This window comes from Leptolyngbya sp. CCY15150 (assembly GCF_016888135.1).
In the GTDB taxonomy this organism is placed as follows: domain Bacteria; phylum Cyanobacteriota; class Cyanobacteriia; order RECH01; family RECH01; genus RECH01.
This window is the reverse complement of sequence record NZ_JACSWB010000122.1, coordinates 1-21,384: the sequence shown is the minus strand read 5'-3', so window position 1 is coordinate 21,384 and position 21,384 is coordinate 1. Positions and strand designations below refer to the sequence as shown.

At 54.6% G+C, this 21,384-nt stretch carries 17 protein-coding genes, 1 pseudogene and 1 riboswitch; of the genes and pseudogenes, 6 read left to right on the top strand and 12 right to left on the bottom strand.

The window, feature by feature from the left end; translation table 11 throughout:
* Positions 1 to 109: 109 nt before the first annotated feature.
* On the bottom strand, positions 110 to 778 hold the full coding sequence (locus tag JUJ53_RS02385; RefSeq protein ID WP_204150380.1) for a TetR/AcrR family transcriptional regulator: 669 nt from the start codon (positions 776 to 778) through the stop codon (positions 110 to 112).
* 254 nt (positions 779 to 1,032) lie between these two features.
* On the opposite strand from JUJ53_RS02385, the gene JUJ53_RS02380 reads away from it, so the two are divergent.
* Genes JUJ53_RS02380 through JUJ53_RS02370 form a run of 3 tightly spaced genes read left to right on the top strand, consistent with a single transcriptional unit; the run spans position 1,033 to position 3,898 of the window.
* A complete protein-coding gene (locus JUJ53_RS02380) occupies positions 1,033 to 2,004 on the top strand; it encodes an NAD(P)-dependent alcohol dehydrogenase (RefSeq protein ID WP_204150379.1) in 972 nt (323 codons plus the stop codon).
* A gap of 28 nt (positions 2,005 to 2,032) precedes the next feature.
* Positions 2,033 to 2,821: a hypothetical protein gene (locus JUJ53_RS02375; RefSeq protein ID WP_204150378.1), complete on the top strand. Its 789-nt coding sequence runs from the start codon at positions 2,033 to 2,035 to the stop codon at positions 2,819 to 2,821.
* A gap of 57 nt (positions 2,822 to 2,878) precedes the next feature.
* Entirely contained in the window at positions 2,879 to 3,898 is a 1,020-nt protein-coding gene (locus JUJ53_RS02370; protein ID WP_204150377.1) for an AraC family transcriptional regulator, read from the top strand.
* A 394-nt stretch (positions 3,899 to 4,292) separates the two neighbouring features.
* On the opposite strand, the gene JUJ53_RS02365 is transcribed toward JUJ53_RS02370, so the two are convergent.
* The 9 genes from JUJ53_RS02365 to JUJ53_RS02325 all read right to left on the bottom strand — a co-directional run bounded on the left by JUJ53_RS02365 (position 4,293) and on the right by JUJ53_RS02325 (position 12,564).
* Positions 4,293 to 4,670: a nuclear transport factor 2 family protein gene (locus JUJ53_RS02365; protein ID WP_204150376.1), complete on the bottom strand. Its 378-nt coding sequence runs from the start codon at positions 4,668 to 4,670 to the stop codon at positions 4,293 to 4,295.
* Between the two features lie 260 nt (positions 4,671 to 4,930).
* Positions 4,931 to 5,728: an MOSC domain-containing protein gene (locus JUJ53_RS02360; protein ID WP_204150375.1), complete on the bottom strand. Its 798-nt coding sequence runs from the start codon at positions 5,726 to 5,728 to the stop codon at positions 4,931 to 4,933.
* A gap of 975 nt (positions 5,729 to 6,703) precedes the next feature.
* On the bottom strand, positions 6,704 to 7,681 hold the full coding sequence (locus JUJ53_RS02355; protein WP_204150374.1) for an aldo/keto reductase: 978 nt from the start codon (positions 7,679 to 7,681) through the stop codon (positions 6,704 to 6,706).
* Positions 7,678 to 8,076: a carboxymuconolactone decarboxylase family protein gene (locus JUJ53_RS02350; protein ID WP_204150373.1), complete on the bottom strand. Its 399-nt coding sequence runs from the start codon at positions 8,074 to 8,076 to the stop codon at positions 7,678 to 7,680. The genes JUJ53_RS02355 and JUJ53_RS02350 overlap by 4 nt, the downstream gene beginning before the upstream one ends.
* Positions 8,036 to 8,455 carry a MerR family transcriptional regulator gene (locus tag JUJ53_RS02345; RefSeq protein WP_204150372.1) on the bottom strand — a complete coding sequence of 140 codons (420 nt, stop codon included), beginning with the start codon at positions 8,453 to 8,455 and terminating at the stop codon, positions 8,036 to 8,038. Before JUJ53_RS02345 ends, JUJ53_RS02350 begins: the two co-directional genes overlap by 41 nt.
* A gap of 311 nt (positions 8,456 to 8,766) precedes the next feature.
* On the bottom strand, positions 8,767 to 9,393 hold the full coding sequence (locus JUJ53_RS02340) for an exopolysaccharide biosynthesis protein (RefSeq protein WP_204150371.1): 627 nt from the start codon (positions 9,391 to 9,393) through the stop codon (positions 8,767 to 8,769).
* Positions 9,383 to 9,529: a hypothetical protein gene (locus JUJ53_RS02335; RefSeq protein ID WP_204150370.1), complete on the bottom strand. Its 147-nt coding sequence runs from the start codon at positions 9,527 to 9,529 to the stop codon at positions 9,383 to 9,385. Before JUJ53_RS02335 ends, JUJ53_RS02340 begins: the two co-directional genes overlap by 11 nt.
* Before the next feature lie 36 nt (positions 9,530 to 9,565).
* Positions 9,566 to 9,736 (bottom strand): hypothetical protein, encoded by a 171-nt coding sequence (locus tag JUJ53_RS02330; protein WP_204150369.1) that lies wholly within the window; start codon positions 9,734 to 9,736, stop codon positions 9,566 to 9,568.
* Positions 9,736 to 12,564, bottom strand: a complete 2,829-nt coding sequence (locus JUJ53_RS02325) for a cation-translocating P-type ATPase (protein WP_204150411.1) — start codon at positions 12,562 to 12,564, stop codon at positions 9,736 to 9,738. Before JUJ53_RS02325 ends, JUJ53_RS02330 begins: the two co-directional genes overlap by 1 nt.
* Positions 12,565 to 12,698: 134 nt before the next feature.
* Here JUJ53_RS02325 and JUJ53_RS02320 point away from each other — a divergent pair, with 134 nt between their 5' ends.
* On the top strand, positions 12,699 to 13,775 hold the full coding sequence (locus JUJ53_RS02320; RefSeq protein WP_239124710.1) for an ATP-binding protein: 1,077 nt from the start codon (positions 12,699 to 12,701) through the stop codon (positions 13,773 to 13,775).
* Positions 13,776 to 13,826: 51 nt separating this feature from the next.
* A riboswitch (cyclic di-AMP (ydaO/yuaA leader) is annotated at positions 13,827 to 13,957 on the top strand.
* A gap of 49 nt (positions 13,958 to 14,006) precedes the next feature.
* On the top strand, positions 14,007 to 15,335 hold the full coding sequence (locus JUJ53_RS02315) for an ArsB/NhaD family transporter (protein WP_239124709.1): 1,329 nt from the start codon (positions 14,007 to 14,009) through the stop codon (positions 15,333 to 15,335).
* A 282-nt stretch (positions 15,336 to 15,617) separates the two neighbouring features.
* On the opposite strand, the gene JUJ53_RS02310 is transcribed toward JUJ53_RS02315, so the two are convergent.
* Positions 15,618 to 16,394, bottom strand: a complete 777-nt coding sequence (locus JUJ53_RS02310; protein ID WP_239124708.1) for an alpha/beta fold hydrolase — start codon at positions 16,392 to 16,394, stop codon at positions 15,618 to 15,620.
* 11 nt (positions 16,395 to 16,405) lie between these two features.
* Positions 16,406 to 21,034 (bottom strand): type I polyketide synthase, encoded by a 4,629-nt coding sequence (locus JUJ53_RS02305; protein WP_204150366.1) that lies wholly within the window; start codon positions 21,032 to 21,034, stop codon positions 16,406 to 16,408.
* A gap of 225 nt (positions 21,035 to 21,259) precedes the next feature.
* On the opposite strand from JUJ53_RS02305, the pseudogene JUJ53_RS24520 reads away from it, so the two are divergent.
* Positions 21,260 to 21,384, top strand: a pseudogene (locus tag JUJ53_RS24520) (IS1 family transposase); the annotation flags it as partial.

The window sequence follows — 21,384 nt, the reverse complement described above, 5'->3', positions numbered from 1 at the left end:
ACAGACGTACAAATGGAGACTATGCTATGCTATCCGCTCAGATTTTTCTCCTATTGACCATTCGTGCCAAGAAATTGACCGATCGCGCCTTTTGGGACAAGCTCAGTCATCAGGCACGTTCGCGCAACCGGTCTAGCCCATCTAGAACAAAATCGAGGCCAAACTCAAAGTCATACAGACCGTCATAACTGCCATCAATGATGTAAAGCGACAGTTGGTGCATATAGGGATATTGGTCTGGAGGAATGTATGAAATGAAGCTTTCGGCAGTCTCGGCATAGGCTGAGGCTTCTACAGGAAAGTTGAGTTCTTGAAGGGTAAAGCCGTAGATGTGACTGTCGATGGCATTCCAGGCATGATCCGCCATCTTCCACGAAAATCCTGCTTCCCGCAGGCAGCCGATCGTTCGATCAACATAGTGCAGCATGGCTGGCCCGATGTTGATCCGTGACATGATCGCGATCGCTGCCCAGGGATGTTTGAGCAACACCTCGTGAGCCGAGAGCGCCCGCTGCCGCATGGCAATTTTCCAATCGAGGTCAAAGCGAGGCAAGTCAATTTTACCGACCACAATATCCACGATGCCGTCGATGATGTCGTCCTTGCTGGCAACGTGGTTGTAGAGTGACATTGCTTTTACGCCTAATTCTTGAGCCACCTTTCGCATCGAAAGCGCTTCAAGCCCTCCCTCATCTGCTAAGCGGAGAGCTGTCTGCAAAATCCGCTCTCGACTTAGCGGGGGCAGGGGTGGTGTGTTGGATGTGTCGGTCTTAGCCATCTATTTTGTTGTGTATCGCCCTACAGTTAACCGTTCTAGCCTCCGTCGAGATGGATGTTACATCATTACACTTGACAGACTTACAGCGTAAGCTAAACTAGCGTTATGAGCAGGCTTACACTGTAAGTTTAGCTCAGGAACGACAGGTTCGCTTCGCATAAATTCTCCTGAAAGCTCAAAATCTTATGTCAGCAACAAAATCGCATATTCCATCTCCAGCAACAAGCCCAGTACATGACACAACACATCAGACAATGAAGGCGATCGCCCGTTCAGACTATGGTTCCCCCGATGTCCTGAAGCTGGAAGAGGTCGATAAGCCTATCGTTTCCAACCATGGCGTATTGATTAACGTTCATGCCACATCAGTGAATGCGGGGGATCTGCATCTTATGTATGGAACGCCCTTGATCACTCGCCTGATTTACGGCGGATTACGCAAGCCCAAGGTGAAGATTCTCGGCTTTGACGTCGCTGGACGGGTTGAAGCCGTTGGTCAGGATGTCACCCAATTTCAGCCTGGGGATGAAGTTTTTGGGGATCTCTCAGAGTGTGGCTTTGGGGCTTTTGCCGAGTATGTCTGTGCCCCAGAATCTGCGTTGGTGTTGAAGCCTAAAACTAGTTCTTTTGAGGAAGCTGCGGCTGTTCCTGGTGCAGGGATGACGGCCTTACAAGGGCTGCGCGACTGCGGACACATCCAGCCCGGACAGAAAGTTCTCATTAACGGCGCATCCGGGGGGGTGGGTTCGTTTGCCGTGCAAATGGCCAAGGCCTTTGGTGCTGAAGTAACGGCAGTGTGCAGGACACAAAAAATAGACAAGGTGCGATCGCTTGGGGCAGACCACATCCTTGACTACACTCAAACCGATATCACTCAAACTGGACAGCCTTACGACCTGATTTTTGATGCAGCCGCCTACCGTTCTGTGTTCGACTATCTACCCATGTTGACTCCTGACGGCATCTACGTCATGGTGGGGGGCTCCATCGCTCGATTTTTTCAGGCGATGTTTCTCGCACCCTGGATTTCCAGAACCCGTCGCCAAAAAGTGAAGTGTTTAGCAGTGAAACCGAATCAAACTGATCTAATAGCTTTGAAGGATCTCTTGGAGGCAAGGGCGATCGCCCCCCTGATCGACCAATGCTATAGTCTGAGCGATGTTCCTGCCGCCATTCGCCACCTAGAACAGCGGCAAGTGCTGGGGAAAGTCGCCATTCGTGTTTAATAACTTCTCCAAATTGAAACTGTACACAATGAAACCCAACGTATGGCTGATTACAGCCAGTCTCGTCCTCCTTTCCCTCGGTTTGCAAGCATTCTCCTGTGAACCAACGTCTGCCCCAGAGGCTTCACCTCCGACTTCGCCAAACCCAGAGTCAGGAGTGGAAGAGGCAGAAAGCGCTCAACCCCCGATTCCTGACCCTTTACCCCCCCTCTCTGCATCTGAGATCGAAGCCTTGCAGGCGGAAGTGGCCCAAAATATCGACCTCTGGTTTGATTTGGCAGGTGTCTCTGCCATGCCGCCTCCGCCCTCTGTAACAGAAGAGCTTGAGGATTATCGGGAAACGTGGAGTGCTGTCAATTCTGATGTAGCGACCTTTTTAGGAACGTGGGTCTACAGGGACAGTGTAGGCAACTTTTACTCTGTGACCGTTTTTCCTTCTCGTACTCCAGGGCAGGTCTGTGTATTGGAATTCATTCCCGAATCGAGCCTTCTCATTTATAACGAAGCTACGGGAGAAACTGTCCAAGATATTCTTGCTGAGCAACTTCTCACCGTTTCCGTTGCCAGCGTGCAAGATGGACACCTGCGTAGCAGCCAGGTTCGTTCTGTTGGCTCATCTACAGTTTCGACAATTTATGCCGAAGACCATCCCGTTGTGTTTATGGGTCTAGTGGACAATCAAAACACCAGCCGTTTTGTAGCACTGGATTCACTCCCTGTCTTACCCAGCGATCTACCTGAAGCCCTGGTGGAACCCGTTTCTCAAACCCTGAATAACTATAGCTGCATTACAGATCAGGGTCTACCTGGAGAGTAGTACCAGTTTGCGTAAAAGCGATCGCAATAATTATCTTATCCATTATAGAATCGGTTGATGCAAGAAAAAACTTTCTCTGGATATCTGACCCGTAGCGTGATTCAGTTTGCAGCTCATCAGGGATTGGATGTCGAGGGGCTATATTCTAGAGTTGGGCTTGATCCCATCGTCCTGACTACACCGGATCAGCGAATCCCAGCATCTGTTCATTATGCGGTATGGCGCGAGGTCGTCAAGCAAACAGGTGATGAAAATCTGGGACTCCATTTTGGGGAAGCCTTTAATGTCGGCAATTATGGCATCGTTGGGTACATCCTACTCAATTGCCAGACCTTAGCCGATGTCTTTGAGAAATATTGCCGCTACACCTTTCTCTTTTGCCAGGGGGTTCCTAGCCAACTTTCAGTTTCAGATGGCATGGCCTTTTTTGAGTGCCATTTGAAATCTGACTTCATGCCCCAGGATGACCTGTCAACAGAATCGCGTTACGATTCTGAATGCACGTTTGCCTCAACCTTAGCCGCTGTCAAAACGCTCACAGGAAAAGAGTTACGTCCGTCCATGGTGTCATTTTGCCATGCTCCTCCTGTGGATTTATCGGAGTATCAACGCATTTTTCAAACCGATCTAAAATTTTCAATGCCGTTCAACCGTCTGGTGTTTAATGCGGCATACCTGGACTGGCCTGTGTTGTCTTGCAATGCGCATCTACTATCTTTTTTTGAGCAACAGGCGGACGCAATGTTAGGGGCGATCAATGGGGGCGATCGCTACAGTCAAAAAGTTGCCCATCTCATTGCAGAGCATCTTCAAGGAGAACTCCCAAAAATTGACGCGATCGCCTCTGCACTCTCGATTAGTACTCGCCATCTCCAGCGAGAGTTACAGGCGGAAGGCACCTCGTTTCAGAAATTACTCGATAAAACTCGAAAAGAATTGGCGTTGAGACATTTGGAAAATCCAACGATCTCGATTCACGACATTGCATTTCTGCTGGGCTTTTCAGAACCGAGTGCGTTTAACCGAGCCTTCAAACGCTGGACAGGAAAAACCCCTCGATTCTGTCGATCTATATAGTAAACCTCATCAGTAATTAGTTGCTCGACATCCAAATAGATGTAGTAGCTATAAGATCGATTGGTTTCGGGCTAAGAATTGATTGCTTTTTCTAATTCCGATTAAGTCTAGTCAATAGAACAAACCCAGTTTAGGACTGATTGTATCAGGCGATCGCCCTTTCAAGTTCTCTATCGCAGTAAAAGCAGCGATCGCGCGAGTTTTTGCTTGCCAGATCAGACGCTTGACGAGAGGCGATCGTCACGGGGTAAGCTAACGGTTCGCTTGAGCGGATGCTAGCAATCTTTGCAATACATCAAGATTTTTCAGCAGTCCGCTCCGAGCAAATTATTAGCTAGGTAAATCTCAACAACTCGGACATGACCTATTGGCAAGATTAAGAAGGTTTAGAACATCAAACCATTGCGCTAACGCTGCCACCAACGATTTGCCAGCCGCTTTCGCCTCTACGCCAAACTCTCGTATAGCGGTAATTCCCTGCAAAGGCATTTCCTAAATAGGTACCGCTCAAGAAAATTTTAGCCGATGCAAGAGCAAAATGTTCGCTCCAAACACGTATTTCTAGCTCTTTAGGCACAAACTCGCGAAACTGAGTACCGCCAGTGCGGTGCAAGTCTAAATCCATGGCTTTAGTTGCCAGTTCACCCGTTGGCCCAGCGAAAAGTAGATCATCAGCAATGAGTATATCTAATTCAGAGACATCAGAGGCTAACATTGCGGTATAAAGCCGCGCTTCACACTCACGAATCTGGTTTTCAATGTCTAAATCCATGGTTCTCACTACAGTTCTAACTATACTTAACTCTTCTTCGTTACGGGTCGCTTCATCAACATGCCTCAACGGGTAGTCAATCGCCCTATCTATAAGTGTACTTGCTGTGTGCGCCGCCAGCTAGCGGACTCGTTCGCCCACCGCTAGAGCCTCTCGAACTCAACGAGAAGACTTTCAAGGGTCGGTGTGCAACGAAATGGTTAGATGTTTCTTTAGGTACGTTAAATACTGCCAGAAGCGATCGCAACCGATAACTGAAATCAAGCTGCTTCCAATTCGATAGAATCACCTTTTTTCAATACTCCTTCAACTAGAACCGCACAGTAAATTCCAGCAAAGTTGCCGTGTGCTTGGGCAACTTTCCGTGAAACTTCTGGGTTATGTTCACCTGTATCTGGATCGAGCGAAATCATCTTACAACGCGGATCTCGCTCAAGAACCATGACCGTCGCGATCGAACCAATCCGTAGACGGCGACCGACAAAATTATCTTCAGCAAATCCGATTTCGTCTGACGCAAAATCGACGTAGACGTTTGCTCGAAAACGCCGCTTATCAATTGGAATTGAGCATTCTGATTCAATTTGTCGAATCGTGGATAAGCTGATTAACGAAATCGGGCGACAATCGGTCAAAGCCCGGTCTGAACGCACAAGTTTCAGTTGGGTCTTTTCGTCAAGTCCTTCACCCAGGAGTTGTATCAATTCTGGGTCATCGACAGAAACTATTGTGCCTGCCGGAGTGACAATATCCAACATCATGTCTTCTGGATCACTGTTAGCAGGTGTCACTCCAGGTGCTATGCTCGCTGCTTCGATTAAATTCGGCGGTTTCGAGGCTCGTTCTGGGTAGCGATAGTGCGGACGATACTGCAACATTTGTTGCTGCACATTCGCGTTCAAATAAGGAAATCCTTTGCGGGCAGTGGAACTTTTGAAGGCGTAGCAGCGATCGCCATGGACACCAGAAAATCCCATAAAGATCTCGGGCATTTCCACGCCGCGCATACTTTTAACTGGGTAGCACCATAAGCTTTCGACGGTTCCGATAATTGTCATATCAAGCTTGGAAGCCTCATTTTAGCTAAAATTGTCTGCCTAACCACACTCCTTGGGGTGCTATACCAACCTTGATCAGCCTATACACCTAACAAGGGTGACTATGGCGATTGGATGCTCGATAACACCCCAAAAAGGGTGATTATGTATGCTGATATCGGCATAATACGCCCATTTCAGCATGTTATGCGGCTAGTTTCAGACAATCTTCACGATCGGCCAGGATCGTAGTATTGAGCACAGGCATTCTAGTCGAAGGTTCCTGGCTTATGTATCGATCCTCGCCCCAGAGTCATCCTACTATTCGGCACCATCCGTTGTTTCTTGGATAGCAAGTGCAGCAGACAGTTAAGGATGATGTCGTTCTTCCAACCAGATACACACCGCTTCCTCTGAGTCGAAGGTATGGTGAACATCTTGCTTAGGATCATAAACCCGGAAGTAACGCTCACCTTTTCGATTATAATGCTCAGAAATATAGGGTTCTGGATCGAGCGTAAAGCTTCTCACAAGGTATGTGCCAAAACGTGTCACTCGCTTTGCAAGCCAAATAAGAAAACCCTTCTTAGCTTTTCTTGTAGCCCAATCAGCGGCATGAAACGTAACGTTTGTAGAATCTATTGGATGACAGGATCTTGAGTGCTTCATCGCCTCTTACCTCTGAGATGAAACGTCATTTTTGGATTAAGTTGTTCTATCAAATCCGGTTAAGCACACAATTCATTGAAGGCTGTGGCAGCACCAGGATGTCTGTCACCCCTTGATATGGGGGCAACGAAGCGGGGGATTGATGTGGGATGTTCTAACGATGACCATCCCACCGGACTTGATAGTAAAGCAACCTTCGCTGGCAACTTTCGCCCATGACAAACACAGGTATACTAAGCCACCCTTGTAGTAGGTTTAATCGAGAACGGCTTGGATACGGGCATCGTTTTTGATGACGCCCCCTAAGCGCCCAACCTTAAACATTGATCAGCGGTTGACCGTACTCATATCGGGATAGCGATCGCCTACCGCCGCCCCCTGAGGCATCACCGCGTTGATCTGCTCCAGTTCCGTTGTGGTCAGAGTGATGTTCACTGCCGCTACATTTTCTTCTAGGTAACGCCGCTGCTTGGTACCAGGAATGGGTACAATGTCCTCCCCTCGGGTCAATAGCCAAGCGATCGCCAACTGGGCGGGAGTGACTTGCTTAGCGGCAGCGATCGCCTTGATCTGCGCGACAAGCTGCAGGTTTTTGGCAAAATTTTCCCCTTGAAAGCGAGGGGAATGGCGGCGATAGTCATCGTCGGCAAAATCATCAGGACTCTGAAACTGACCGGACAGGAAGCCACGCCCCAGGGGACTGTAGGGCACAAAGCCAATCCCCAATTCCCGCACGGTGGGCAAAATCTCGTCCTCCGGTTCTCGGCTCCACAGAGAATATTCCGTTTGCAGCGCCGTAATAGGATGCACCGCATGGGCGCGTCGAATCGTGGCGGGAGCCGCTTCCGACAGTCCCAAGTAGCGTACTTTACCCTGTTGCACCAGCTCAGCCATTGCGCCAATCGTTTCCTCAATCGGCACGTTGACATCAACCCGGTGTTGGTAATAGAGGTCAATCACCTCTACCCCTAAGCGCTGGAGTGAAGCATCACAGCATTGCTTAACGTACTCGGGCTTGCCGCAGACGCCGCCCCACCCGCCATCTGGGGTTCGTACATTGCCAAATTTAGTGGCAATCACCACCTGTTCACGACGATTCGCGATCGCCTTGCCTACCAGCTCTTCGTTGGTAAACGGCCCGTACATATCAGCAGTATCGAGCAGCGTTACGCCCAAATCGAGGGCCCGATGCAGGGTGGCGATCGCTTCGGCCTCATCTCGACCGCTATAAAACTCCGACATACCCATACAGCCTAAGCCAATGGCGGAAACCTTTAAGTCTTGTCCTAAGGTGCGTGTTTTCATGCTGCAAATACCTCCTTTACGGCGGTCATGCCATTGAGGGCCGCCGGAAATCCGGCATAAACCGCCATTTGCATGACAACTTCCACAATTTCTTCTCGGGTGCAGCCCACATTGAGGGCCGCTTGGATGTGGACTTTAAGCTGGGGCTGAGCATTGCCCATGGCGGTGAGGGCGGCGATGGTGGCAATCTCGCGAGATTTTAGATCGAGTCCAGGGCGAGCATAAATATCGCCAAAGGGAAACTCGATGACATACCGAGCTAGATCGGGGGCGATCGCTTGCAGACTGTCGATGACTTGCTTGCCCGCTTCCCCATCAATGGCTTCAAGCTGCTGCCAACCCCGTTGAAAGCGCTCAGACTGGGGTGTCTTTCCCAGGGGTATTGACGTTTTCATGAGTTCGTAGCTCCGCTTCGAGGTTTGAATAGTGCTGAATTTTCCAATCAATGACGGCCAGATTTGCCTGGAGTTGTTCAAGTTGCTCCACGACCATCTCACGATGGGCGACCAGAATCTGTCGTCGTTCTTCAAAGGTGCTGTTGGGGGAATTCCTCACGAGCTCTGCATAATGCTGCATCTGCCGAATGGGCATTCCCGTCAGCCGCAACTTGTTCAAAAACTCAATCCAGTGCAGGTCGCTTGAGGAATAGCGCCGATGACCGTTGGACAAACGGTCAATGGGCGCGATCAGATGGCAGCGCTCGTAATATCGCAAGGTGTGAACGCTTAGTCCGGTGGCCTCGGCAACTTGTTGAATGGTGAGTGTTTGTTCCATACCAGCACGTTAAAAGCTAGAGCGCACTCTAAGTCAAGTGGTCAGGCTAAAAAAATATCGCCCGCCAGATGCGGTTTGCATCTTTGGGTCATTTTAGCGGGGTCATCGCCAATTGAGCACCGTCCACATTGAGCACCGTCCACAAACAGACCTTCGGGGTCACCCTCCCGGTTTCACCTTCGGCAGCAAGGGCTCAAGCCACTCAAACGGGCCACGGGTCAAAGTATTCTGATTGGCAATGGGCTAGAGCTAAGTTATATCAAATCTAGGCGTTGCTGAATTGCGATTAAGATACGTCATGACTGGATTCGTTAACCACCCCCAAACCAGCGCAGGAAAAGGTCAGGCGATCGCCACAACCCATAGCCCAGTAGACCAAACATCGCCGTAATCAGCCCGGTAGCTACGTATCCCAGAACCATGATCACACCATCAGCTTCCAGCATAGCCACCACAAAGATCAGAATGCCGACGGTGGGTATGGGATTGGTCATGGGTATTGGGCACATCAGCAAAAGGGTCAACCAACTGATGCAAGCCCCATTGATGTGCCACGCTGGAGCGCTATGGGCCAACTGGATAAAACGAGGCCGCACAAACCGTTCGCTTAGGCGAGTTACCCGTCTGAGGTTACTCAGCACCTGCCGCGCCAGTAGTGAGGGAAACTGAAACTGAGCCATGCGGCGAGGTAGCCAGGGTGATTTTCGCCCCACCGCCATTTGTACTGACAGCAGCAGGCAGGCTGACCCCAAAATGGTTGTGAAGCCTGGCGGCATGGGAAAGAGAAACGGCAGCACCAGTAAACCAATCACCAAGCAAAAGCTTCGCTCGGCGGTTTCACTGAGCACGTGGGCCAGGGTTAGCGGCTGGTCGGCCAGCCTTTCTAGTAGGGATTGGATATCCTGGGAGAATCGGGAGGCGGGCGCGTTAGAGTCCATATGCGGCAATGATTAGAGGGGGAGTGATCAGGGCCATGAGGATGTTTAAGGGTGTACCGACCCGGAGAAAATCGACAAATCGGTAGCCGCCAGGGCCATAGACCATAGTATTGGTCTGGTAGTCAATGGGCGTCATGAAACTATTCGATAGAATTTGCCGGCTGGCACAGAGTCATGGCTGAGGAGGCTCCACAGCAGTGGTCGGATCGACGGCAGGAGCCGCTTGGCGTTGGGGTTGAACATACAGCCAGTCTAGGGCGGTAGCTAGGGCGACCACGGATGCCAAGGCAACTGACATCAGCAAGGGCCAAGGACTATTGAAAACAGCTTTGATAGTTTTCATCAGATTCCTCTCGCAGTGTTAGCGATCGCGGCACCGGGCTGCTGACGGCGAAGCACGAGCTGTATCAAGAGCTTTTCAGCTTCTAGCCAGATAAACATCAGAGCGCTGACCCCAAAGCACAGGGCTAGCTCACCGCCAGATAAGGGATGTAGGCCAAAAAACTGTTGCAGTGCCGGCACATACATCAACCCCACTTGCAGCCCCGTGGTGACCAGTACGGCCCCCCAGATAAAGGGATTGGTCATGGGGTTAAGCTGTATCGTCAGACGAGTCTCGGAACGGGCCGCTAAGGCATGGCCCATCTGGGCTAGACAGAGGGTGGTAAACACCATGGTTTTCCAAGTATCTGGGTTGCCAGAGTAGGCAGGGTCATGGGTGTAGCGATAGGCCCAGCCCATTAGACCAATGGCCAAGATCGCCAGCACGATACCGACTCGCACCACGTAGCTACCCAGCCCTCGGGCAAAAATGCTCTCCCTGGGGTTGTGAGGTGGGCGCTGCATGACGTTGGGTTCTGCCGGTTCCATGGCCAGGGCCAGGGCCGGTACGCCATCGGTGACGAGGTTCATCCACAAAATTTGCAGCGGTGACAGGGGCACGCCGCCCAGACCAATCAGGGGCGCTGCCGCAATGGTGAGCACTTCACCAACGTTGCTGCCCAGGATGTATTTGATGAAGCGGCGAATGTTGTCGTAGACCACCCGGCCTTCTTCTGTAGCGGCGACGATGGTGGCAAAGTTGTCGTCGAGCAGCACCATATCGCTGGCCTCTTTGCTGACGTCGGTGCCGGTGATGCCCATGGCAATGCCAATGTCGGCCTGTTTGAGAGCAGGCGCATCATTGACACCATCCCCGGTCATGGCCACAAAGTCTCCCTGTTTTTGCAGGGCCTGCACGATACGCAGCTTGTGCTCTGGGGCAACCCTAGCGTAGACGCTGACATGGGGCACGGTCTGCTCTAACTCGGCGGTGGAGAGATGGGTTAGCTCACGCCCGGTGAGGATGGTGTCACCGGGTTGGGCAATGCCAAGGGTTTCGGCGATCGCCTTTGCGGTTAAAGGATGATCGCCGGTGATCATCACAGGACGAATCCCCGCTCGACGACAATCGGCTACGGCATCCCGCACCTCAGGACGGGGGGCATCGAGCATCCCGACCAGTCCCAGCCAGATTAGATCGCGTTCCTCCGCTTCTAGAGAGTCGCTGGGGGTGACGCTGTCTAACGGCTTCATGGCCAAGCCCAGCACCCGCAGGCCATCGGCAGCTAGAGCATCGGTTTGAGCTAAGATAGCTTGTCGTTGAGCCGCCGTGAGGGGTTCAGGATCTCGATGGCCTTGGCTAGTGGCACATCGTTCGAGCACCAGTTCGGCAGAGCCTTTGGTGAACATCATCTGGGGGTCTAAGGGCCAGGCGGCATGGGGTTGGGTCTGAATGACGACGCTCATGCGCTTGCGCTCTGAGGTAAAGGGCACCTCGTGGATGCGTTGGCTGTGCTTCAGGTTCGATGCCTCAAACCCGCCTTTACCCGCCACGGCCAGGAGAGCTCCTTCGGTGGGGTCGCCCAGCAAGGTCCAAATGCTGCCAGACGGGTTGAGGGTCGCGTCGTTGCAGAGGGCGCAGGCAATCAGTAACGCCTGCAGGGCTGGGTCAGATTCAGGGGCGATCGCTCCCTCGTCGTTCAAAATCTGACCCACGGGCGCGTAGCCCTCTCCTGTCACCCGATACGGATGGGCGACTGTTTTGACCTGCTGCACCACCATCTTATTTTGGGTCAGGGTGCCGGTCTTATCCGAACAGATCGTGGTAACCGAGCCCAGGGTTTCGACGGCGGGCAATTTGCGAATCAGAGCATGGCGACGCACCATCCGCTGGGTGCCCAAAGCCAACGTCACGGTAATCACCGCAGGCAACCCTTCCGGCACGACGGCCACTGCCATGCTCAGGGAGACTTCTAACAAATCATCAAACAGACTGAGGTCTCCCGTGCGAACCAGCCCCACCGCCACCACCACGGCCACCAGCACCAAAGAACCCGACACCAGCACATTGCCCAACTGGCCCATGCGCTGCTGCAGGGGCGTGGGTTCTGATTCCACAGACTGAATCAGGGTGGCAATGCAGCCAAGTTCGGTCTCCATGCCGGTTTGCGTAATCAACACAGTGCCGCGCCCCTGCAACACTTCAGTACCCTGATAGACCAAGTTGAGGCGATCGCCCAAGGCGGCTTCTTCGTCCAAGATAACCTCGGGCTGCTTGGTCACTGCTTCGGCCTCGCCGGTTAGGGCAGCCTCTCGCACCTGCAGGTTCGCCGCGTTCAACAAACGCCCGTCCGCAGGCACCTGCATACCGGCTTCAAGCAAGATCACATCCCCCGGCACGAGGGCTTTGGCATCCACCTCCTGCTCTTGCCCCTGTCGCAGCACCCGCACCCGAGGCGAAGTCATGGTCTTCAGCGCCGCTAAGGCTTGTTCAGCCTTACTTTCCTGCAGATAGCCCAGCAGCCCGTTGAGCAGAACAATGGCAAAGATGGCGATCGCATCCTTAGGAAAGCCACCCTGCTGCAAGTCGAGCACCAGGGATACGAGGGCCACGGCGATCAACATCAGCAGCATAATGTTTTTGAACTGATCCCAGAGAATCTCCCAGGGGCTGCGGCTCGATCCTTCTTGCAGTTCATTGGGGCCGTAGATCTGCTGCCGCTGCTCTACGGTACTGGCGTCTAGACCCTCAATATGGGCTTCAAGTAACGTCAGGGCCTGGGCAGCCGTGAGAGTATGCCAGTGAGTCGATACGGGACGAGACGGTGGATGGAGGGGAGTACCCGACAAGACATCAGACTTAGAACTAGGAACCACGGCAGCTCTTTACCTCAGAGACTAAGTGTTACGATTCAAACGTGCTCAAAAACTAGTTATAGCACTAAAAAATAGTGTCAACATAAAACGCAATGTTAAATCCGTTCATGCCCGAGTCACTGATGAGCCGCGAAACCGAGCTACGGCGAGTCTGTGCCCTAGTCAAGCAAGATAGGGATTTTGTGGTCACAGGCGTCCCCGGCATTGGACGACGAACCCTGATTCGCAATGCAGCAAAACGTCTAGGGGCGCGCTGGTTGGAGATCGACTTTCTCCGCTGCCGCAATGCTGGTCAGTTCCTGAGGTTTTTGGCGGATGGCCTCGTCAACGCCTTTACAGAACCCCATGAACTCGCCAACATTCAGCAATGGAGCCTGAATCAGCCCCTGTCTTTCGACCAGTCTCTCTCGTCCCAGCCGCGCCTGACCTGGCCTCCAGCATCGGGTAAAGAATGGCCCCTCTTTGAAGGGTTGCTCTCCCTACCCCAGCACTTAGCCGAAGCACTCGACTGTCAGGTGATTATTGGGTTTCATAACGTTCCCCACATTCGCTCGTGGGATCGGCAGGGCAAGTGGGAAAGTCATCTGCGCCAAGAAATTCAGCGTCAAAGCCGGGTCAGCTATGCCCTAGTGGCCACCGTAGCGGAACCCTGGATGACCGCCAGCCATCTGCCGGTGATTGCCCTTACCCCCCTCAGCGATGCTGCCTTAGAGCACTGGGTGGTCAATGCCCTGGCAAAAACAGGCCTCACCTTTGACCCCGATAGCCAAGCCCTAGAGCTGTTTTTGAGCTACGTCCAGGGGCACCTCAAGGATGCCACGACCCTGGCCCAGCGTCTGTGGCTCAACTGTCAAGCGATCGCCCCCGATCCCCCAGGACTCATCCAGGCCCACCAGGTTCACAGCACCATGCTGGCTCTGATGCAAGACATGGGCGTCACCTTTGAAGCCCTGCTCTTACTCCTACCCCCCACCCAGGCTCGGGTGCTCGAAAGCCTAGCCCTCGATCCTACCGGTAGCCCCCAAGCCAATGCCTACATCAAAAAACACCAGCTCTCCCGTGGCGGCGGGCTGCAGGGAGCCCTCACCAGCCTAGAGCACAAGGGCCTCATCTACGGCCCTCAGCTTGGCTACCGCATTGCCCTACCCCTGTTTGATTTCTGGCTCAAGCAGCGTCTGCAATAATCATCCCCTATTGATGACTCTGTAAATTAGTGCTAGTCTTAGGAGGTTTGTTTAAGCCATCGGCCTAATTCGGTGTGAACCGAAGCGGAGGACCCACCTTGGGGCGCACCCTGTACCGACAGGGGGGAGACTTCTCACTCCTAGCCCGTCAGCTAACTTCGCCGGCCTTGAGAGGAGACTCACAATCTCCTGGTTGATCGCTTAAATCGTCTCTTACCCAGGAGATACATTATGGAAAGCTGGTCTGCAGTTGCGGCCCTGGCCGTGGTTGTGCCTGTGATGGTTTGCATCATTATGGAATGGTTGCCTCTAACCATCGCGGCACTGTTGGGAGCTATGGTGCTCCTCTTGATCAACGTGTTGACGCTGAACGAAGCCGTTGACTACATTGCCCAAAGCTCCGCTACCTTAGCCCTCTTTTTTGGCGTCATGGTGATGGTGCGGGCCTTTGAGCCAACTCAAGTGTTTGACTACTTAGCGACGCAAATGGTGCGTCTAGCCGGGGGCGAGGGCAAACGCCTGCTGCTGGGGATTGTGGCTGTTACTACCCCCATCTGTGCCGTACTGCCCAATGCCACCACGGTGATGCTGCTGGCTCCGCTGATTCCACCGATCGCGGAGGAGTTGGGGGTCAACTTTGTTCCCTTGCTGATCCTGATGGTGCTGGTAGCCAATAGCGCCGGGCTGCTGACCTTGGTGGGGGATCCGGCTACGTTCATCGTAGGCGATGCCATCAACATCAGCTTCATGGATTATCTAAAAACGCTGAGCTTGGGAGGGGCGATCGCTATTGGAGCCATTGTGGTGATGCTGCCGGTTCTATTTCCCTCAATTTGGCACAAAAAATTGGATAACTTAAACCAGTTGCCCCATCCTAAGATTAACCATCCCCGGATGTTGATCTTGGGCAGTATCATTGTGGCACTGGTGCTGATCTTTTTTGTGATTGGCGAGTCGATGCCCATCCCAATTTCTCCGGCAACAGTGGCATTGGCGGGGGCTGCCCTTTGTCTGCTGATCACTCACCAAAGCCGAATTGACTCGATCCAGCATATTCTGCGCGACGTGGATTGGAGCACTCTTATTTTCTTCATGAGCGTGTTTGTGCTGGTGGGCGGACTCGAAAAAACTGGTGTGCTCAGCGCTGCCTCCCACCTCTTAGCGCTGGTTTTGGGGCGCAACATTGCCTTGGGTACCCTGCTGCTGCTGATGTTGGTCGGGGGACTGTCTAGCTTGGTGCCCAATATTCCTCTTGTGGTAGCCATGGTGCCGATGCTGAAAGAATATGTGGTGACGGTGGGGCTGGCGACACCGGAGATTTTGGCACCGGACTTTGCTGGGGTTTTGCCTGTTGCCGTCCTGCCCTTGTTTTACGCCATGATGTATGGCGCAACCCTAGGCGGCAATGGCACCTTAGTGGGAGCCTCGTCGAATATTGTGGCGGCGGGCATTGCTGAGCAGCACGGCAGGCGTATTTCGTTTCACACCTTTCTGCGCTATGGGGTGCCTGTTGCCTCGGTGCAATTGGTGTTGACCGGACTCTACCTATGGATACAATAACTACTCCAGACTGAGGAAGGATTAGATAGGAGCGATCGCCCCTTAGGATAGGTATAACGAGAGTCAAAGTGATCAAGAATCCCTCGTCTAACTCTCCCACAAACATTATCGTTGCTTATGGTGTAATGTCGAGAAGATGTTAGAAAAACCAACCCAAGAATTCTTTCCATTTATTGCCACTCGATCGCTTCTCTTTGATTACACACAGGCGATCGCTTTTATGTACCCCAGGGAAAACCTGTAGGTGACCAGACTTAAGCTTACCTCAGTTACCATCAATAGTTATTTATCAATCTGCAGAATATTGGATAAAACCGTTAGGCTCAGGTTTAACTGGTGGAGCAGAGAGGCTTCAGCGGCGTGAATAAAAAAGTGGTTGCCCGGCAAGACATGTTGAGTAAATTTGGCCTGGGTTTGCGATCGCCAGGCCCGCAGTCGCCCCCGCTGGGTGGACGGATCACGGGTGCCGCCAAAGGCGGTAATCGGGCAGGGTAGGGGTGGTTCGGTCGCGTAGGTGTAGGTTTCACACAGGGTAAAATCGGCCCGCAGCACCGGCAGCAGCAGGGCCATAAACTCGTCGTTAGCCAAGACGGCGGGGGCAGTGCCCTGTAGTCGCATCAGCTTTTCGCGAAAGGCATCGTCGGGCAAGGTATGCACAGGCGGTTCCGGATCGGGCAAGTGAGGGGCGCGATGGCCTGAGACGTAGAGGTGGACGGGCGTAGGCAAGCTGTGGCGACGGCAGTAGCGGGCCAGCTCAAAGCTAATCAGCGCTCCCATGCTGTGCCCAAACAGAACAAAGGGGCGATCGCAGAGGGGCTGAATCACCTGGGCGATCGCCCCCAGTAGTTCATCTAAATTCTTCAGAGGTGGCTCGGTTAGGCGGGCACCATGACCCGGCAGTTCGAGGGCACACAGGTCCACGCTAGCAGGCAGGTGCTGGCTCCATGACTGAAAGATACGGGCGCTACCTCCCGCATAGGGCAGACAAAAGCAGCGCAGGCGGGCTTCGGGATTGGAGTCAACGCGGCGCAGCCAGCGTTGGGCGTCAGGGGTGGTCATCATGGCAAACCTTAGGTTAGGACTTGGAGCTGGGAAAACTGGTGCAGGAGATCATCCACCTCGGATTCTGGGAGGTGATCGATCTGGTCGAGCAGTTGTTGAATCTCGGCAGGCTCGAAACGGGGCAGGGCGGCGATCGCGAAAGGCTGGCCTTGGGCAACTGCATCTGTAAGCAATGAGGTTTCGCCTTGCTGGTGGGCGATCGCTTGGGCCAGGCCCGCTACCGTCGGGGTATCAAACAGGCAGCGCAGGGGAATATCCACCTGGAACTGCTGGCGTAGGTGAACCATGATTTGGGTGGCGAGCAGAGAATGGCCCCCCAGCTCGAAAAAGCTGTCGTCAACGCCAATGGGGCTAATGCCCAAAAACGACTGCCAGATCTCCGCAACAGCATGTTCCACAGAGTTCCGAGGAGCCTGATAGTCACCCGTTAGGGCAGGGCGATTGGATAAAGGGCGAATATCTCCCACTGGATTAGGCAGGTTAGACGGTGCTGAAGACGACTGCCACTGCCGTTGGCGAAGGCTGAGATCGCCCGTGGAAACGATGATTTGGGGAGCGACGGCGTAGGCCAAGAGCCTTTGCCAAACGGCGCTGCCCTCTGCCGGAGTTAGGGCTAAATCAGCCATGGTCTGCCCGAGTCCCTGGTGGGCCTCAGGCTGAAATCGCCAGCCATCCCAGTTGACGCTCATCCAAGGAAACGTCGCCGATCTAGACTGCTGCTGGGCAAAGGCATCCATGAAGTGGTTGGCCGCGCCATAGGCCGCAAACCCCAGCCCGCCCAACACTGAGGCCAGGGAAGAGCAAAGTAGGCAAAAGTCTAAAGATTTACCTTGCAGGGCCTCGGCCAGGTTTTCTAACCCCAAAACTTTGGACTGAAACTGCTGCGCTAGGTCAGCACTACCGGTTTCAGCAATCACCCGAAAGGCCTGTTCACCCACGGCTCCAGCGGCATGAACAACGCCGTTGAGGGGGCCGAAGTGGGCTTCGGTTTGGGCGATCGCTCCCTGCATCTGAGCCAGATCCCCCACGTCTGCTTCGAGGATTAACACCTCGGCTCCAGCCGCTTCGATCGCCTGCACCTGGCGAATTTTGTCGCTGATGGGATCGTTGGGAGTATTTTCTAGCCGGGTAGGCCAGTGCGATCGCGGTGGCAGCCCCTGCCGACTGAGGAGGGCAATTTTAGCCTGCCAGGGAGCCAGCGCCGCCGCCAGGGTCAGTCCAATATTCCCCAGACCTCCTGTGATGAGGTAGACGCCCTGCGATCGCAGCCGGGTTTGATTAGGCGCAGGTTCCGGCAGGGGCAGGGGTGCAAACTGCTGCACCCACCGTAGACCGTGACGATAGGCAATAACGGCCTCAGCTTCAGGAGCGTTCAAGTCTGCCAACAGCCGCTCTAGGGGAACGCCATCGTTAAGCGCCACCGGCCAGTCCACTACGCGGCAGGTAATTTGGCGATATTCCTGGGGAATGACCGTGCTGGGGCCGAGCAGGGTCGCGTGGGCGGGCAGGAGCAGCTCGTCCCCGGTGACGTTGAAAATACCCGGCGTCATCACCGTGAGCCGTAGGTCATGGTGCCAGCCGCCCTGAGTCAGAGCCTGGGTCAGACACAGCAAACTCTGGCAGCCCCGCGCTTGGATATCAGCAAAATCCACAGGAGATGTCAGGCTCCAGCCGTGGAGAATTTGGGCAGGACGGTGATTGCCCAAGGCATGAAGCAGGGCACGGTAGTCCTCCGATCGCCGGGGATTGAGGGTAAAGGTACGGTCATCCAAACGGCTGAAGGCCTCTCCCGATCGCACCTGAACCGCCGTTGAGAACTGCTGAACCATGGCCTGAGCCAGGGGAGACTCATCCAGAAACAGCAGCCAGGATGCCTCAATTGGAGGAGCATTCACGGGTAGGCATAGGGGCGATCGCTGCCACGATGGACTATAAAACCAATCAGTCAAGTCAGGCTTTTTCTGAAGAGTGGGTGGGGCGGTAGTCCCGATTGGTTGGGCTTCGACCCAGTAGCGCTGCCGCTCAAAGGGATAGGTCGGCAAGGGCACCCGCCGCCGCTGCTCGTGGGCGTAAAATCCCGACCAATCGATGGCAACATTCGCCAGCCACAGTTGCCCCAGGGCCGATAGTAAACAGGCTCCATCGTCTTGGGCATCGCGAGGATGGCTCAGGGAAGGAATTTTAGTCAAGGTTTTGAGGGTAGGATGCTGGCGGGCCAGAGTGGTTAGGGTCTGCCCCGGCCCCACTTCGAGCAGCAGCGGCTGGGCCTCGCCGAGGGTCTGTAGCCCAGTGCGAAACTGCACGGGCTGCTGTAGATGCTGTACCCAGTAGTCGGGGGCGATCGCCTGCTCTGGGGTAATCCAGGTGCCGGTCAGGTTAGAAACCCAGGGAATTTGCGGCGGTTGCAGGTTGAGTTGACTCAGCGCTTGCCGGAAGGGAGCCACAGCCCCCGCCATTAGAGGTGAGTGGAAGGCGTGGGAGGTTTTGAGCCGCCGATAGGGGATGTCCTGGGTATCAAGCTGCTGCTGATAACGGGCGATCGCCTCCACAGCCCCCGCCACCACGCACAGATTTGGGGCATTATCTGCCGCTAAAACCAGATCTCCAGGCAATTGCGCCACCACCTGCTCGGCAGGCTGGGCCACGCTCAGCATCGCGCCCTCCGGCTGCTGGGCCATCAGTTTTCCCCGCAGGGCCACCAGAGGCAGCAGGGTTTCGAGATCGGCCACCCCCGCTAGGCAGGCGGCGACGTATTCGCCCAAGCTGTGGCCGACCAGGGCTTGGGGTCTAATACCCCACTGCTGCCAGAGCTGGGCCAGGGCATACTCCACCAGAAACAGGGTGGGCTGGGCGATGTCGGTGCGGTGAATTAGCTCCATCGCCTGGGATAGTTGGCTGTCGTCAGGGTAGAGAATGTGCCGTAGATCTAGCCCCAGGTGGGGATACAGCAGGTCAGCACCGCGATCGATCCAGTCGCGAAAGGTGGCTTCCGTGTCGTAGAGCTGCCGTCCCATGCCGATGTGCTGAGATCCCTGCCCCGGCAGCAGAAAGACAATCTGGGCGGCCGAGTCGGGGGCAGTTTGAGATTTCACGCGCTGGGGGGCCGCAACCGTGAGGGCGGTGAGGGCATCGAGGCGATCGCAACACACCGCCATCCGCCGCTGGGCAAAGGCCTGCCGTCCCACCTGGAGGGTATAAGCGACATCGGCCAGAGCGATCGCCTCTTGTTCCAAGGACTGGGTCAAATTCTGGGTTGCGGTTTCCAGCGCTGTCGCCGTTTTAGCCGACCACAGCAATAGCTGCCACGGGCGCGACCCACTGGTGGCGGGAGCGGGCGGGGCTTCTTCCACAATCACATGGGCGTTGGTGCCGCCGATGCCAAAGGAGCTAACCCCTGCCCGCCGTGGGCCTTGGATCGGAACGGGCCAGGGCTGGAGTTGGGTGTTGACGTAGAAGGGGCTGTGGTCGAAATCAATCTGCGGGTTCGCCGCCTCGAAGTGCAGGCTGGGGGGAATTTGCCGTTGCTGTAGGGCCAGCAGGGTTTTGATCAGCCCTGCCGCCCCCGCCGCCGCATCCAGGTGGCCGATATTGGTCTTCACCGATCCCAGAGCGCAGTAGCCTCGCCGAGCGGTTTGAAACGCCTGGGTCAGGGCAGCGACTTCGATCGGGTCGCCCAACATCGTGCCTGTGCCGTGGGCTTCGATCACCTGAATGCTGTCGGGGTCAACCTCCGCCACCTGCTGAGCGGCGCGAATGACAGCGGCTTGGCCTTCAATGCGTGGGGCCGTGTAGCTGATTTTGTCTGCGCCGTCATTGTTGATGGCCGATCCTTTGATCACGCCGTAGATGGTGTCGCGATCGCCCAAGGCATCCTCCAAACGCTTCAGCACCAGCAGCCCCACACCGCTGCCGCCGACCGTGCCCTGGGCGCGGGCATCAAAGGCGCGACAGCGGCCATCGGGGGACGAAATGCCCCCCTCTTGGTAAAGGTAGCCCCCCTTCAGCGGCAGCCGAATCGAGACGCCCCCAGCCAAGGCCAGATCACATTCGCCGCTGAGCAAGGCTTGACCGGCCAGGTGAACGGCGACGAGGGCGGTGGAACAAGCCGTTTGCACATTCACACTCGGCCCCCGCAAATTCAGCAGGTAGGACGTGCGGGTGGTGAGAAACTCGCGCCCATTGCCCAGCACCAGCGGAAACTGGCCCACGGTCTGCATCAGTTGGGAGTTGCTGAAGAGGTTGAACAGATAGCCGCTGAGGGTCGCGCCGCCGTACAGCCCGATCGCCCCGGTAAACCGCTGGGGGTCATACCCAGCCTGTTCTAGGGCAGTCCAAGCCGTTTCTAAAAACACCCGCTGCTGGGGGTCGAGAATTTCGGCATCGCGGGGGCTAAGGCCAAAAAAACCGGCGTCGAACTCGTCGGCATTCTCTAAAATGGCGCGGGCTTTAACGTAGTTGGGCTGCTTGAGCGTGGCTGCATCGACACCAGCCGCCAGCAGTTCCGCCTCGGAAAAGTGGGAGACTGAATCGACCCCAGCTTGCAAGTTGCGCCAAAAATCCGCCAGGGTGGGAGCACTGGGAAAGCGCCCGGCCATGCCGACGACGGCAAGTTCTAAACCTGTGTAGTGAGTGGTCATGGTGAGTCTTTAATAAATGCTGGGGCTAGTATCAAAAGGCAGAAGGCAGAAGGCAAAAGGCAGAAGGCAAAAGGCAGAAGGCAGAAGGCAAACCTCTTATGCATCAAGGCTTTCCTGCAGTACAAGTAGCAGATTTGGTAGTGGATTAACGTAAAGGATAGAGAAAAACAAGGCATTGCCGTCGCATTGCTCGATTCTGAGGGAGTAGGACCCATGAAAATTGAGATGACCTGTCCAACGTGCGGGTCTCACAACATCTCCAAGAACGGCACTACCAGGCGCGGTAAGCAAAACTACAAGTGCCGAGACTGCAACCGTCAATTCGTCGAGAATCCCCAGTGGAAACCGAA